Annotated in this window: 11 protein-coding genes; 10 read left to right on the top strand and 1 reads right to left on the bottom strand. The window is 47.4% G+C overall.

What is annotated here, in order from left to right; all coding sequences use genetic code 11:
• The 10 genes from A1D16_RS11525 to A1D16_RS11480 form a co-directional block, all read left to right on the top strand.
• The coding region (locus A1D16_RS11525; protein WP_290709579.1) for a Smr/MutS family protein at positions 1–761 on the top strand (761 nt) is incomplete at its 5' end.
• A 125-nt stretch (positions 762–886) separates the two neighbouring features.
• Entirely contained in the window at positions 887–1,492 is a 606-nt protein-coding gene (locus A1D16_RS11520) for an RNA polymerase sigma-70 factor (RefSeq protein ID WP_290709577.1), read from the top strand.
• 111 nt (positions 1,493–1,603) lie between these two features.
• Entirely contained in the window at positions 1,604–2,857 is a 1,254-nt protein-coding gene (locus tag A1D16_RS11515) for a FecR family protein (protein WP_290709575.1), read from the top strand.
• A gap of 232 nt (positions 2,858–3,089) precedes the next feature.
• A complete protein-coding gene (locus A1D16_RS11510) occupies positions 3,090–6,521 on the top strand; it encodes a TonB-dependent receptor (RefSeq protein ID WP_290709573.1) in 3,432 nt (1,143 codons plus the stop codon).
• A gap of 18 nt (positions 6,522–6,539) precedes the next feature.
• The gene (locus A1D16_RS11505) at positions 6,540–8,006 is read left to right on the top strand and encodes a RagB/SusD family nutrient uptake outer membrane protein (protein WP_290709571.1); all 1,467 of its coding nucleotides are present in this window, start codon (positions 6,540–6,542) and stop codon (positions 8,004–8,006) included.
• A gap of 28 nt (positions 8,007–8,034) precedes the next feature.
• Entirely contained in the window at positions 8,035–9,402 is a 1,368-nt protein-coding gene (locus tag A1D16_RS11500) for a DUF4832 domain-containing protein (protein WP_290709569.1), read from the top strand.
• A gap of 1 nt (position 9,403) precedes the next feature.
• The gene (locus A1D16_RS11495) at positions 9,404–10,264 is read left to right on the top strand and encodes a PKD domain-containing protein (protein ID WP_290709567.1); all 861 of its coding nucleotides are present in this window, start codon (positions 9,404–9,406) and stop codon (positions 10,262–10,264) included.
• A gap of 25 nt (positions 10,265–10,289) precedes the next feature.
• A complete protein-coding gene (gene glgP / locus A1D16_RS11490) occupies positions 10,290–12,830 on the top strand; it encodes an alpha-glucan family phosphorylase (protein ID WP_290709565.1) in 2,541 nt (846 codons plus the stop codon).
• 23 nt (positions 12,831–12,853) lie between these two features.
• Positions 12,854–14,410, top strand: coding sequence for an HAD-IC family P-type ATPase (locus tag A1D16_RS11485; RefSeq protein ID WP_290709563.1), 1,557 nt, complete (start codon positions 12,854–12,856; stop codon positions 14,408–14,410).
• Entirely contained in the window at positions 14,388–15,374 is a 987-nt protein-coding gene (locus tag A1D16_RS11480; RefSeq protein ID WP_290709561.1) for an HAD-IC family P-type ATPase, read from the top strand. The genes A1D16_RS11485 and A1D16_RS11480 overlap by 23 nt, the downstream gene beginning before the upstream one ends.
• Positions 15,375–15,390: 16 nt before the next feature.
• Here A1D16_RS11480 and A1D16_RS11475 read toward each other — a convergent pair whose 3' ends face one another.
• A complete protein-coding gene (locus A1D16_RS11475; RefSeq protein WP_290709559.1) occupies positions 15,391–15,882 on the bottom strand; it encodes a VOC family protein in 492 nt (163 codons plus the stop codon).
• Between the last annotated feature and the right edge of the window lie 63 nt (positions 15,883–15,945).

Below are 15,945 nucleotides of genomic sequence, written 5' to 3'. Positions count from 1 at the left end.
GGCTAACCTTCATCCCGGTTTTTGAGCAGGATGAGTTCGGAGATGAAGTGGTATCGGTATTAAAAGTGCATCTTCATAACCAGAACAATACGGGTTATGGCTTTACTTATGCCGTTCATTATTTTGGTGAACCCGATTTCGAACTTCGGAACCAGGTACTGGCACACCAGGATTTTTACCTGCACGATGTGCCGTTTGCTAACCTGAACGATGCGCCTTCTTTTCACCTGGATTTTACCCTGCTTACGCCCGACAAGAAAAAAGTACCGCATTACGAAGCTTCTTTAAAGTTGAAACCAAAGCAACTGTTCCTGCGTATTCAGCAATTACAGGAAAAAGGAGAGCCTACTTTTTCTTACCAGTTATTCAACGATTATCCCGACTATGTGGAGGAGGAGAAAATGGAACTGGGTAAGCTGGCTGCGGCAGGGTACAAAGTATATGCTGCTGCCCAGGCCCGGCAACACCTGCCGCCCGCTCGTACGGTGGTTGACCTGCATATCGAAAAACTTACCGAAAGCTGGAAAAGCATGTCCAATGCCGAAATTCTGCAATACCAGGTGAATGAATTTGAAAAATACTATGACCTGGCCCTGGCTCATCGGCAGCCCATGCTTACCGTTATTCATGGACTGGGTTCCGGCCGCCTGCGCGATGAAATTCATGGCTTACTGCGCTTACGCAAACCGGTGAAATCTTTTGTTAACCAATACGATCCGCGCTATGGCTATGGCGCTACCGAAATTTATTTCCAGTACTGAGCCCCGGTGAAAGCAGTAGGGTAATGCCTTCTCCCGTTTTGAAGGTACGCATACGATTGCACAGCCTCCATGCGGCATGTTTTTTTTAGTTAACTTTAGGAGGCTGCGAAAACAAACCAAACTGCGTGTATCCGGATCGATCCATAAATGAATATGTACTGCTTCAGCAATTGGCTGAAGGCAACCGGCAAGCGTTTCGTACACTTTACGACCTGCACCGCGATAAATTATTCTACTATACCCTGCGATTAACCAATTCTAAAGAAAGAACAGAAGATATTTTACAGGATGTATTTAGTAAAGTTTGGCAACAACGCGAAGCTCTTAAAGAAATCCGCAGTTTCGATGCCTGGCTTTTTACCCTTGCCAAAAACCAGGTATTGAACGAATTCAAAAAAAATGCCCTGGAACGATCTGTTTTCGCCCGCTTGCAACAGCAATCTGCAGAAGCAATCGACCCGGTTACCCAATCTGTTAATTTCAGAGAAACCCGCCAGTTCCTGCAGGATGCCATCAACCAACTGCCGCCCCAACAGAAAAAGATTTACCAGTTGCGGCAACTAGAGGGACTAAAAAACAATGAAATTGCTGATCAGCTTAAGATTTCACCACTTACGGTTAAAAAACACAGTGCCCAGGCTGTACGTTCTATTCGTTTATTACTCGAAAAACAAACCGGCCTTACCGGGGCGTTGCTGCTGACCCTGTTTCGCTTTTTCAACGGTCATTAAAACAGCCCTCCAAAAAAAAATCTCCGCTACTACTCCTTTTTGTTGGCCCGATTGTCTACTGGTTATCCAAACCGGCCCACTCATTTTCTGCCGGCAGGAAAAGCAGACAATATGCCAACTCATCGACTCAACTACTTACTGGAGCAATTCTTCCAAAAAACCATTTCGGTACAGGAAACGGAAGAACTGAATGAATTGCTTTCACAGCTGGATAAAGATACCCCTCTAGAAGAATGGATGCGGGAAAAATGGGCCAGCTATGTGGCTGAAGCTAGTTTATCAGACCAGGAGGCCGATGGTTATTTTGAGGTGATTAGTGGAAGGGTGGAAGAGGGGGAAAGGGTGAAAAAGGAGGAAGAGGGGGGAAGTGTGGAAGAGGTGAAGGGTGCAGTGTATTTTTTAAAGCGGTATTGGGGGCGGGTGGCTGCGGTTGTGGTAGTGGTGGCATCCGGCCTATTGCTGTATTTATCTACGCAGGAAAAGGCCAGCCCGGTGCCTGCAGAACAGTTGGCAAAAACTGCCCGGCAAGATGTTGCACCCGGCGGAAACTATGCTACCCTCACCCTGGGCGATGGCAGTAAACTCGTCCTTGATTCGGTCGGTAACGGCCTTATCGCCAGCCAGGGTAATGCCCGTATTATTAAACTCAACAACGGAGCACTTAGCTACGAAAAAGAAAATGCCGCCGACAAAGTAGTCTTCAATACCATGTCTACCCCGGTAGGTGGACAATACCGCTTAACCCTGCCAGACGGTACCGGTATTTGGCTGAATGCCGCTTCCTCTATCACCTACCCAACTGCTTTTACCGGCGGCGAAAGAACGGTGTCGATCACCGGGGAGGTATACTTTGAAGTAGCCAAAAATCCCCGCCAACCGTTTAAAGTAAAAGCAGGTGATCAACTGATCGAAGTGCTGGGTACCCATTTTAATGTAAATGCCTACCCCGAAGAACGTAGTCTTGCTACTACCCTGGTCGAAGGCAGTGTAAAAGTATCCGGCATCGGAACCGGCCATACAGAAAACCCGGCAAGCGCTGCCCCCGTACTTATTCTGCAACCCGGCCAGCAGGCACAATTCAGTAAAGGCAAACTGCAACTCAACCAATATCCCGACCTCGAAGAAACACTTGCCTGGAAAGACGGGCTCTTCCACTTCAACGGCACCAATATCGAAACCATTATGCGCAATGTTGCGCGCTGGTACGGGGTAGAAGTGGTATACAAAGACAAGATCGATGAACAATTTGTAGCGGAAATACCCAGGAATGTAAATGTTTCTCAATTACTGGAACTGCTGGAACTTACCCGGCAGGTAAAGTTTAGCGTAGAAAATAAAGTTATTACCGTTCGCAAAGGGAAATAAAAAACAGTCAATCATATAAAACCAGCAATTATGTAAGCATGTCCTGATAGCCATAAAAAACCGGAAGTGTTGGAAGCACCCCCGGTCGAAAACTGGCTGAAAAAACAATCTGCAACGACCATTTTATTTATCAACCAATCAAAACAAAGCTATGCGATTGATCGATTATCGCCAAGCACTGCTGTGCAGGTATCGTTACTATTATACCAAACTACCCAAAATCTGCTTAGGTATGAAACTGACAGTTGTTTTATTCTTCGCCTTCCTGGTGCAGGCCAATGCAGGAACCTATGCCCAGGTGGTGACGCTGAAGATGAACAATGCACCCCTTGAACTGGTATTGAAAGAAATCAAAAAACAAACCGGCTACCGGGTTATTTATGGAAAATCTGAAATTGCCCGCGCCCCCAAACTGGAACTCAACCTGCGGAATGTTCCACTCGAAACAGCGCTTAACCTGGTATTTGAAAACCAGGCGCTCTCCTATACTATCCGCGATAAATTTATTGTGATAGCACCCAAGCCGGAACCACCCGTTAGGGCGCCGGAAGATAAACCGGAAGCACCGCCTATTGATATAAAAGGAAGGGTACTTGCCGCGGATGGAACGGGTCAGCCACTGGCCGGCGCTTCTATTAAAATCAAAGGATCGGAAGGAGGAACTTCTACTAATGCCAATGGCGAATTCAGTTTACATATTCCGGGTGAACGGGCCATCCTGGTAATTTCCTTTGTTGGCTATGAACCCCAGGAGCTAACCGTTTCCGCCAGTACCACCACTATCAATATTTCACTGCAACCCCAACAAACCCAGGGCGAAGAAGTAGTGGTGATCGGGTACGGAACCCAGAAGAAAAAAGACCTTACCGGTGCCGTTTCTTCTGTAAAAACCAAGGACCTGGTATTGAGTTCCGGCCCGGAGATCGGTAACATGCTCAAAGGCAAAGTAGCCGGCTTAACCATTCGTCAAAACAGTGCACAGCCCGGCGGAGGCCTGGATATCCTGGTGCGCGGCGCCGGCTCTGTTAATGCCAGTAATGCACCGCTTATTGTGGTGGATGGTTTCCCTATTACCGACCTGGTACAACCGGAAAGCGGTGGCCGCTACAATGCCGGTACCCAAAGCGTGCTGAATTCCTTCAACCCCAACGATATCGAATCCATTGAAGTATTGAAAGACGCCTCCGCTACCTCAATTTACGGATCAAGAGCTGCCAATGGCGTTATCCTGATTACCACCAAAAAAGGCAGTGAGGGCGGCCTGAAAGTGCAGTATTCCGGAAACTATTCCCTTCAGAAATACAATAATCCCTTTGATGTGTTGCCATTGAATGAATGGATGCAGGTACGCAATGAAGCAGCCTGGGAACAATGGCAGTTCGATAACAATGTGATTCCATATGGCACCAGAACACAGGCAGAAGCGGAAGCCAACCCGGTAAATGGTCCGTATAGAAAATTGTATACCCAAAATGCCATCAATAATGTGGGCCGGGGTACCGACTGGTTTGACCTGGTAACCCGCGACGGGCAAACCATGCAGCATAATATTTCTCTTTCCGGTGGTAATAAAACTACCCGCTACCTGGTTTCTGGAAATTTTTACGACCAGAAAGCTATTGTTAAAAACTCCGAATTCAAACGGTATTCCGTTCGCGCAAATATTGACCAGGATATTAATAAATACCTCCGTACAGGTATTAATATGACCCTGAGCAGAATTGATAATGCCAATACGCAACTGGGAGCAGATCAATATGAAAACTCCGGAATTATCCGCGCGGCTATTCAACAGGGGCCGCATATTCCGGCCATTGATGAACAAGGCAATTACCCGCTGAACCCGCAACTGGCCCTCCAACCCAACCCCTATTCGCTCCTAACCATAACCGACCGGGGCAGAATTGAACGTTTCCTTGGGAATTTTTATGTTGATATTATGCCCATCAACGGTTTAACCATGAAGCTCAAAGCTGGTATTGACCGGGGTATTTCCAAACGACAGAATTACCTGCCTACGACAACTTTACACGGGGCATTAGAACAGGGACGTGCTTTTATCTCGAATTCTGAATCCAATTCATACCTGCTGGAAGCAACGGCCAACTATAACCGAAAAATTGGTAACGGCCATACTGTTGACCTGTTAGGAGGTGTTTCACAGCAACAATTTGTGAATGCCATGAACAGTGAAGGGGCCACCGGTTTTATTACCGATGCCTTTCTCTGGAATAACCTGGGAGCCGGTAGCGTTCAATTACCCAGTAATTCAGCCGGTTCCAAAAACAGGATCGCTTCTTATTTCGGCAGGCTGAATTACAATTATAAAGGCCGCTATTACCTTACTGCCACCGTACGTACAGACGGCGCCAGTGTTTTTGCTGCTAACAATAAATGGGGAACTTTTCCATCGGCAGCTATTGCCTGGAATGTAGTGGAAGAGCCCTTTATGCAATTCCTCAAAAACACGTTTTCTCAACTGAAATTCCGTTTCAGCTACGGTCAAACCGGTAATGCCACCATCAACAGCAATGCTTTTGCTGCCTATGGTGCTTATCCTGCCTGGCTTACGGGCAATGATGTACGCCTTATTGGAGTTTCACTGGCCAGACTCGAAAACCCCGACCTGAAATGGGAAACCACTACCGGCGCCAACCTGGGCCTCGATTTTTCTGTTCTCAACGGAAAAGTCGACGGTTCTATCGAAGTGTACCGCAATGTAATTTCCGACCTGCTGGCGACCAAAGTATTGAACTCTTACCACGAAGTAAATTCCATCATTGCCAACGTGGGTAAAACGCAGAGCAGGGGATTTGAAATAACGATCAATACCCGCAATATTCAGCGACGCGATTTTCAGTGGAGAACCAGCTTCTCTTTATCTCGTTTCAAAGACAATTGGCTGGAGCGTGCACCCGATTGGAAACCCGCTGTCTATGAAAATGCCAATGACCCCATCCGCGCTATTTACAGCCGCGTATCTGATGGTATTTTACAGGTCGGTGAGAAAGCACCGGCCGGCCAACCTGAGTTGAAACCGGGAATGATCAAGATCAAGGATATTGACGGATTTCAACGCGATGCCAATGGTAACCCCGCTGTGGATGCAAACGGCCGCTTTATAAGGCTGGGTCGCCCGGATGGTATTATTGATGATGCCGATACCAGGCTGATGGGCACAAATGACCCCAGCTATATGGCAGGTATCACCAATATTATCACCTATAAAAATTTCAGCCTCAATTTTGATTTCAACGGCCTCTTTGGTCGCCGCTTTGCCGACCCTAATTATTTCGCGTACGGAATTGGTGCTGCCGGTGTTTTCTCTAACGGATACAATGCCCTGCGCTCTGTAAAAGAACGCTGGACGCCGGAAAACCCGTCTACTACTCATCCCAGCTCTTTCTGGGGATGGTCGCCTTATGGCATCGGTGATTTCTTTGTGCAGGAAGCCTGGTTTATCCGCCTGCAAAACGTGTCGCTGGGTTATACGCTTCCCAGGCGTTTCCTTGGCAAAGCTTTTTCTGCCATTCAGGTACATGTGGACGCACAGAATTTATTCGTGATTACCCCCTACAAAGGCGTGGATCCTGAAACAGATTCTTATACCGCAGCCTACCCGAATATCAGAACCTTCACCTTTGGCCTGAACCTTAATTTTTAATCCATCAACTGTACAGCAATGAAAAAATATATTAGTGCAGCGTTGATTTTCCTTACAGTAGGATTTAGCAGTTGTACCAAAGATTTAAAGCCGATTGATTATGCTGAGATCAATCCCTCTATATTTCCAAAATCCGCGTCCGACCTGGAAGCAATGGTGAATGCCTGCTACCACCCGCTGCGCGGCTCCTGGGGCGATGGCATTTTTTCGACCTCTGAAAGAGGCGTGATGTATATCAGCGACGCTACCACCGAAATTTTATTTGGAAAATACGGCGATCAGGGCCTTGCATCGCTCCATAATTTTAACCCGAATAATACAGGCTTTACCCGTTACTACGACGACTTCTATAATAAGATCAGTCGTATGACCATGACTATTGAGCTGATCTCACAGTCTACTGTAAACGATGATCTTAAACGTAAAGCTATAGCCGAAGTACGCTGCGCCCGTGGCTTACTGGCATACACATTATTTGATTTGTATGGTCCGTTGGTTATTGCCCCGGTTGAAGTGCTGAAAAATCCATTAATTGAAGCACCCCTGGCAAGAATGGAGTACAATGATATGGTCAAATTTATTGAGGATGACCTGGTAGCGGCAGCGGCTGATTTACCTACTCCTCAGCAGGCACAATACGGACGCTTCAGTAAGGCATTGGCTAAAATGATCAATATCCGCCTGCAACTTCACGAGAAAAAATGGGATCGTGTGCGGGAGTTATGTGATGAAGTAATTGCATACGGCGCTTTTTCACTCGATGCAGATTATGCCGCTATCTGGGACCTGGAAGGTGCCAAAAGCAGCAAGGAAGTAATCTGGGCCATCCCCTGTGATTACCTGGGTACCAGTGAAAACCAGTGGCAACTGATGGTGCTGCCTACCAATTACGGACCCAAGAGCGGATGGGGTACCATCTCCAGTACCTGGTGGTTTTATGACCGGTTTGAAGAAGCAGATAAACGTAAAAAAATGTTGATTGCCGAATATACCGGAACAGATGGTATTACCTATAACCGGGCCAACCCTGGAAATATCCTGGACCGGGGTCCGATTCCCCTGAAGATGAACGAGGACGCCGCCCGAACTACCAGCTTAAGTACGGTGGATATAGTGATGTATCGTTATCCGGATATTCTTTTGTCTAAAGCGGAAGCAATTGCCAATGCTGGTGCGCCGAATGAAGAAGCGATGGAACTGGTGAATGTGGTTAGAAGAAGAGCTGGTTTGCCGGATAAAAACCTGGCCGATTATGCGTCCAAAACGGCCTTTAATGACCTGATCTTATTAGAAAGAAGCCATGAATTCTGGTGTGAAAACGGCCAATACCGGGCCGACCTTATCCGGCACGGAAAATTTGTGAGCCGTTGCCAGGAAGTTACCCAATCTACCTACACCAATCCTAACAAAGCACTGTTTCCTTTTTCTTTAACGGCTGTTAGTGAGGGCAAAGGAAAATTCATTCAGAATCCGGGTTACCAATAACAGCTACTGCAAACGAAAACTCAACATCATGAACTGGAAGAACCGATCTATATGGCTGGGCATGGCCATGATTGCCTGCTGCTTTCTTTGTTGCAAGCGGGCCGATGGCGATCCTACGCCCACTGAAACGCGTATCCGCTACGAAATTTCAAATACGGCATTTGCGAACCCGGAACGGGGTTTTATCCGCACCATGAGTGTAAAATCAGACGGTGCTGCACTTACCGCCAGCCAACTGAGCCTCTTACGCAGCCAGCATGTATCTATGATTTTGCGGGTAATTTATTTCGATAAATTCAAGGACAAAGATATCAGTGCCGACTTTCTTTCCCTGATCGAAACGGACCTGAATACAGCCAGGAATGCGGGGTTGAAAATGATACTGCGCTTTGCCTATACCGATGATATGGCAGGTACGGATGCCCCCCTGGCCATTATTGAGCGCCACCTCGACCAGCTTAAGCCGGTTTTTGAAAGACACCAGGATATCATCTCCTTTGTACAGGCAGGTTTTATTGGCGCCTGGGGCGAATGGCATAGCTCCAGTAACGGCCTGGCAACCGTTGCCAATGAACGGGCTGTTTTGAATAAACTGCTGTCGGTATTGCCCATGGATATAATGGTACAGGTGCGTACGCCCGGTGCCAAGCAGCAGATCTTCAACAGTACCACGGCGCTTACTGCCAGCCAGGCCTACAGCAGCGAAAACATAGCACGGGTGGGCCATCATAACGATTGTTTTTTATCCGGTGGAACCGATTATGGTACGTACAACAATATCGAACAGGAGAAACAATACATCAGCCAGGAAGCCTTGTTTGTACCAACCGGTGGAGAAACCTGTCCGCCTACAGGTGGCTATGACCCAACCTGTGCCGAAGGCCGCCGCGAAATGCGCCTCTTGAAATGGACCTACCTGAACCTCGACTGGTACCCGGCTACGATCAATGCCTGGAAGAATTCCGGCTGTTTTGAAGAATTTCAGAACAACCTGGGCTATCGGTTAGCCTTAGACGATGCCTTTTTTCCGAAAGAAGTCACAGCCGGTGGAAATCTTACCGTGGATCTGAACCTGGTTAACAACGGGTATGCCCCGCTTTATTACCGGAAAAAAACGACCCTGGTATTGAAAAATACAGCCACGGGTAGTTTCTATGATAAGGCGCTTACGGTGGATCTGCGTTTGTGTAAGCCACTGGTACCCCTGCCGGTAAAAGAAACGGTTTCGCTGGCCGGCCTGCCGGCAGGCACCTATGAATTGTACCTGCGGATTGCCGACCAGCATGCTTCACTGGAAGCGCGTCCGGAATATGCGGTTCGATTGGCCAACAGCAATGCCTGGGTGGAAGATCATAATGGAATGAATCGATTGAATGCTCAACTAATAATTAAATAGTATGAAAAATAATACACGCTATATAATTGGTGGGTTGTTGTTATTGCTTTCAACAACTGCCTGTAAAAAGGAAAACGAAAATGGCAACCTGAAATCTGTGTTCAGTTATGTAACCGATGGATTCAGGGTAACATTTACCAATTTCTCCACGGGTGCCAAACAATACCGTTGGGATTTTAATGATCGGCCGGGCGATAGTTCTTCCTTGAAATCACCGCAACATGTATTTTCTTCCAAGGGCGATTTCCTCGTTACCTTAACGGCTATTGACGGGGATCGTACCGATAGTTTTACAGATACCGTTAGTATTATCGGACCAAATATCAAAATAGATGGTGATTTTACTGATTGGGAATATGTAGAATACCTGCATGTGAACCCCGACGATGTTTCCGGCACCCTTCGTTCGGTGAAAGCCTTTGCCACTTCACAGGATATTAATTTCCTGTTCGAAGGAAATTCGGATATGAAACTGGAATTGTTTGACATGTTTTTGAATACGGATAATAATCCTGCTACGGGTTATACAGTAGGCGCTTACCCGGCCGGCTCTGGTATGGATTTCCTGTTGGAAGGTCCGGGTGTAAGTCCGGGATGGGGATCGGGATACAAGCACGCCGGCGGTCCTAATGACTGGGCTTTTACGCCGATGTTCGCCTTTGATGCGGAAATGAAATTTTCAGCCATCAAACCACAGGCCGGTAAAAATATCGTAGAGTTTTCTATTCGAAAATCAGCCCTTGGATCGTTGAGCGGCTCCATCAGTTTTGCCCTGGTTGAAATGAATGGAGGATGGTCGGAAATAGGCCGCATTCCAAAAGGCAATGTGGCAGAAGCTAAATTTTTGGAATTAAAATTGTAACAGGAAAAGTGGAAGCGCTTCCACCATGCCTGCAAACAGCATAAAACCCAGCCATATATATGGATTTATACCCCTGGAAATGGAGGGGGTAGAACTGCTGGCCCAGCTGGCATTGGATATGCGATGGTCCTGGAACCATGAGGCCGACAAACTCTGGGAAAAAATTGACCCTGCATTATGGGAACTAACCCAGAACCCCTGGGTAGTGCTTCAAACCGTTTCTCACGATCAGTTGGAAAGGCAATTGGCAGACCCCGCTTTTCGTCAACTGATGCAGGAAGTGCAGAAAAGCAGGCAAGCCTACTTGCAGCAAAAGCCCTGGTTCCAGGACAAATACCCCCATGCAGCGCTTACCCAGGTGGCTTATTTCAGTATGGAATATATGCTTAGTGAAGCGCTGCCGATTTATGTGGGTGGATTGGGCAATGTGGCAGGCGACCAACTGAAAGCAGCCAGTGACCTGGGGGTGCCGGTAACGGCAGTAGGCTTGTTGTACCAACAGGGATATTTCCGGCAGGATATAGATGCAAATGGTAACCAACAGGCATATTTTCCCTATAATGATCCCGGCTCGCTGCCCATTACCCCCTTGCGATTGCCCAACGGCGAATGGCTCAGGATCAAAATTAGCTTGCCAGGTTATCCGCTTTGGTTAAGAGCCTGGCAGGTGCAGGTTGGCCGGGTGCAGCTTTACCTTTTGGACAGCAATGATCCGGCTAACCTGCCAATTCACCGGGGTATTACCAGTGAATTATACGGTGGGGGACAGGACCTTCGGATCAAACAGGAAATGGTACTTGGCATCGGCGGATGGCGCCTGCTGAAAGCTTTGGGAGTAGAGCCCGAGCTTTGTCACCTTAATGAAGGGCATGCCGCTTTTGTGGTGCTGGAAAGGGCTGCCGATTGCATGAAGGCAACCGGGTTATCATTTGAAACAGCCCTGAGCGCTGTCCGCGCCGGCACCCTGTTTACTACCCATACGGCCGTGGATGCCGGCTTCGATTATTTTCCGCAGGCCCTGGTGGAACATTATTTTTCCGATTATGTGCGGCATGAACTGAAAATTGATATGGCCTCCTTTCTTGCGCTTGGCAGGAAGGACGATTCCAATTCATTTAATATGGCGTTCCTGGCCATCCGGGGCAGTGCTGCAGTAAACGGTGTAAGCCGTTTACACGGCAGGGTAAGCCGGCATTTGTTCAGCAGCCTTTTTCCCCGTTGGCCCATAGCGGAAGTGCCGGTTGGCTTTGTAACCAATGGTGTGCATATGCCGAGTTGGGATTCGGGGTTTGCAGACGAACTCTGGACCAACGCCTGTGGAAAACACCGCTGGAAAGGCGACTTGGAAACAGCAGAAGCCGCTATTCAATGTATAACCGATGAAACACTTTGGGTATTTAGAAACCAGCAGCGCGAAGCCCTGGTTAATTACGTAAGACAACGCTTTGAACGACAGGCTACCTTATCCGGGCAATCGGCCGAAATGATAGAACGTGCCAAAGAATTATTGGATTACAAACGACTAACCCTTGGTTTTGCCCGTCGTTTTGTACCGTATAAACGACCCAACTTACTTTTGCAGGATCCGGCCCGCTTAGTTCGTTTACTCACGGACGAGCAATACCCGGTTCAACTGGTACTTGCCGGCAAAGCTCCGCCTTATGACGAAGCTGGTAAAGCCCTGATCCGCCAATGGAATGAATTTATCCGCCACTACAATCTCTACGATCATGTGCTGTTTTTGAGTGATTATGATATGCACCTGGCTGAACACCTGGTACAGGGCGTGGATGTGTGGGTAAACACGCCGCGCCGGCCCTGGGAAGCCTGCGGCACCAGTGGTATGAAAGTGCTGGTAAACGGCGGATTGAACCTTTCCGAATTGGATGGCTGGTGGGCCGAAGCCTATGCGCCGGATATAGGTTGGGCCATTGGCGATGCGCGCGAACACGGTGATGACCCCTCCTGGGATGCCAAAGAAGCGGAGGATCTCTATACATTATTGGAAAAGGAAATAATACCTGCTTTTTACCAAAGAAATGAGCAGGCTATTCCGGAACAATGGGTTGCCAGAATGCGACATAGTATGGCGCGCTTAACGCCCCGGTTTTCTGCCAACAGAACAGTCCGCGAATACACCGAGCAATATTATTTACCCATGGCAAAAGCGTACCGCGGCCGCCTTGCGAATAATGCAGCAACCGCCCGTCGAATACAACAGGTAGCAAAGCTTCTGCAACAGCACTGGGCGTCCTGTAAAACGGGTGAGCTAAGCTGGACAGCAACAGATAACGGATACATGGTGCAGGCAGGATTGCAGGTGCATGAATTGATCCGTTCTTATATTAAAGCAGAACTGTTTGCCAACGGCCTCGCAGGCGAAGCACCGGAAGTTTTTCCAATGGACATGGCTGCCGGAAACGGCAACGAAGGAAATATGGAACTGATAGCCACGGCCAGGGTAGTTACCCATCGGCCTTCTTCAGATTTTACCCTGCGGGTATTGCCCTGTTATGAACAGGTTGCTGTTCCACTGAAAGACCCGCATATTCTTTGGCAACATTGATACTTCCTTGCTAACTTCAGGGTATGTCTGCCAAGGAAGAAAATAGTTTCTGGCAATACGATGCGGCCTATTGGTTTCGTCAGCTGAACAGTTCCCCCAATGGATTAACCAACCAACAGGCTGCCGCAGCTTTGCTGGCACAGGGAAATCATTCCCTGAAACAAACAAGGTTTAAAAAATACCTGTTAGTTTTTCTGGGTCAGTTTAAAAGCCCGTTGATGTTGCTTTTAATCGGCGCTGTGCTCTTATCGGCTGTATTAGGCGATCGCTCTGATGTGGCTATAATCCTGTTCATTGTTTTGTCAACCGGTTTGCTCAGTTTTTTACAGGAAAAAAATGCGGGTGAAGTAGTTGAAAAACTACAATCCCTGATTTCCATAAAATCTACGGTGCTTAGGGAGGGAAGAGAAGAAGAAATAATTGCTTCGCGTATTGTGCCGGGTGATCTCTTACTGCTTAACGCGGGCGATTTATTACCGGCTGATTGTTTATTGTTGGCTTCGGAAGAACTGTATGCCAACGAATCTTCCCTAACCGGCGAATCTTTTCCGACCCGCAAGGAACCTGGTGTGCTGGACGCTGCCACCGAATTGGCAAGCCGCAGCAATTGCCTTTGGGAAGGCACCAATATAATCAGTGGAACAGGTCGGGCATTGGTTATTCAAACCGGCGATGCTACCCTGTTTGGCCATATTGCCCGCAGCAGTACCCGTACCATTGAAACAAAATTTGAAAAAGGAATCAGGGATTTTGGATTTTTCCTGATGAAAATTACCCTGCTGCTAGCCATCTTCATACTGGTTATAAACCTGTTAAATCATAAGGGTATTGTAGAATCGGTATTATTTGCGCTGGCACTGGCGGTTGGTATGGCGCCAGAACTGCTGCCCGCTATTACTACCATTGCTATGAGTGCTGGGGCTAAACGATTGTTGGCTAAAAAAGTAATTGTAAAAAAATTAAATTCTATACAGAACCTGGGAGAGGTTAACCTGCTCTGTACCGATAAAACAGGTACCATAACGGAAGGAAGAATTGATATTGCCGGCATGGTGGACGGCATGGGTAAGGAATCTGTGCTCGTCAAACAACTGGCTTTCTGGAATGCCTCTCTGGAAGCAGGGTATTCTAATCCTATTGATGAAGCATTGAAAAAAATGCCGGGTATATTGCTTGGTTCAGTGGAAAAAATAGGAGAAGTACCCTATGATTTTATCCGTAAACGAGTAAGTGTAGCCATACGTACGGATAAGGACCTGCTGCTGATTACCAAAGGTGCCTGCACCGAAATGCTGGATACCTGTGCCGCCATACGCCTGGAAGATGGCCGGGAACTTCCTATTGATCCCTACCTCGATAGCTTGAAAAAATCGATCCAGGAATTTGGAAGGGATGGGCTGCGGGCCATTGCAGTCGGGTATAAAAAAATCTCATCGGCCGAAATTTCGAAAGAGCTGGAATCGGCTATGGTATTTGCCGGGTTTATCTGCATGAAAGACCCGGTAAAAAGCCGGCATTGCAGCTATCATCCACGAATTAAAAGAGTTGAAAGTGGATTTGAAAATTATAACCGGCGATAATAAAAATGTGGCGGCTGCTATTGCCCGCAGTATCGGAATTGAGGAGCCGGTGGTAATTACAGGGAAAGACCTGCTGGCCATAAGCCCCGAAGCCTTGAAGCAGCAGGTAAAGAAGACCCATATTTTTGCCGAAACGGAGCCCCAGCAAAAAGAACGTATTGTGCTGGCACTGAAACAACATTATTCAGTAGCCTATATGGGCGACGGTATCAATGATGTTGCTGCCATTCATGCGGCCGATGTGGGCATTACCGTAGAAAATGCTGTGGATGTAGCCCGCGAAGCCGCAGATTTTGTGTTGCTGGAAAAAGACCTTGCCGTGCTTGCCGATGGAATCCGGGAAGGAAGGAAAACATTTGCTAATACGCTGAAATATTTATTTATCAGTACCGGTGCTACTTTTGGAAATATGTGCAGTGTGGCGGCAGCCTCCCTGATTCTGCCTTTTCTTCCTATGCTGCCTAAACAGATTTTACTGACCAATTTCCTTTCCGATTTTCCATTTTTGATGGTGTCTACCGATAATGTGGATAAGGGGCAATTGGCGCACCCGGGAAAATGGGAATTGAAACTTATCCGCAACTACATGTTAGTATTCGGGATTCACAGTTCAATTTTTGACCTGGCTACCTTTAGCACACTTTTTTATTTTCTGCAGGCAAAAGAAGCTGTTTTTCAAACGGGCTGGTTTATTGAATCCGTGATATCTGAACTATGTATTGTATTTATTGTACGAACCCATCAGCATTTTTTTAAAAGCCGACCCGGAAAATACCTGTTGATCTTTAGTGTACTGGCATTGGTATTGACGCTTCTTATTCCCTACCTGCCTATTGCCCGGGATATCGGATTGGTACCGCTTCCGCTGCCTTATTTGGGTGCTATGCTGTTGATTGTACTGGTTTATATTGGTACGGCAGATCTGCTGAAAGTCTGGTTTTTTAAACGCTTCCAACCGGTCTGAGCAGTTCTTCCGGCAGTCAGCTGCCTGCATAGGCCTCTTGCAGCAAACCGATATCAAATTTTTTCATGCTAAGAAAAGCCGCTGTTACACGTTGTACTTTAACCGGGTCAGGATCGGCCAAATAAGTAGCCAACAACTCCGGCACAATTTGCCAGGAAAGCCCGTATTTGTCTTTTAACCATCCGCAGGGGCCTTCTTCGCCTTCGGCGGCCAGCTGGGTCCAATAGCGATCGATTTCTTCCTGTGTGTTACAATGTACAACCACCGATACCGATTCATTAAAGTTGAATTGCGGACCGCCATTGAGGGCCTGGAAATGTATATTTAGCAGGGAGAACTCAACCACCATGGCTGTACCTTCCGGTTTTTTGTGAAATTCAAATCCCTCTTTTCCATAACGGGTAATTGTTCCTGCACGGCTATCGGGGAAGATCGACAAATAGTACCTGGCTGCTTCTTCAGCCTGGTTATCGAACCAGAGACAAATAGAAAGCTTGGGTGTTTTCATGTTCTTATTTTTTAAGATGGAATGCGATACGAAGTAATAGCTACCGTGCCATCGGTTGCTATG

It is taken from the genome of Flavihumibacter sp. CACIAM 22H1 (assembly GCF_001601815.1).
In the GTDB taxonomy this organism is placed as follows: Bacteria; Bacteroidota; Bacteroidia; order Chitinophagales; family Chitinophagaceae; genus Flavihumibacter.
This window is presented reverse-complemented; position numbering and strand designations above follow the sequence as displayed.

What these genes read in the sequence shown, in the direction of transcription:
- A1D16_RS11485 (WP_290709563.1), top strand. Translation starts at nt 12,854, where the DNA reads ATGTCTGCCAAGGAAGAAAATAGTTTCTGGCAATACGATGCGGCCTAT.
- A1D16_RS11505 (WP_290709571.1), top strand. Translation starts at nt 6,540, where the DNA reads ATGAAAAAATATATTAGTGCAGCGTTGATTTTCCTTACAGTAGGATTT.
- A1D16_RS11500 (WP_290709569.1), top strand. Translation starts at nt 8,035, where the DNA reads ATGAACTGGAAGAACCGATCTATATGGCTGGGCATGGCCATGATTGCC.
- A1D16_RS11510 (WP_290709573.1), top strand. Translation starts at nt 3,090, where the DNA reads ATGAAACTGACAGTTGTTTTATTCTTCGCCTTCCTGGTGCAGGCCAAT.
- A1D16_RS11515 (WP_290709575.1), top strand. Translation starts at nt 1,604, where the DNA reads ATGCCAACTCATCGACTCAACTACTTACTGGAGCAATTCTTCCAAAAA.
- A1D16_RS11475 (WP_290709559.1), bottom strand. Translation starts at nt 15,882, where the DNA reads ATGAAAACACCCAAGCTTTCTATTTGTCTCTGGTTCGATAACCAGGCT.
- glgP (WP_290709565.1), top strand. Translation starts at nt 10,290, where the DNA reads ATGCCTGCAAACAGCATAAAACCCAGCCATATATATGGATTTATACCC.
- A1D16_RS11495 (WP_290709567.1), top strand. Translation starts at nt 9,404, where the DNA reads ATGAAAAATAATACACGCTATATAATTGGTGGGTTGTTGTTATTGCTT.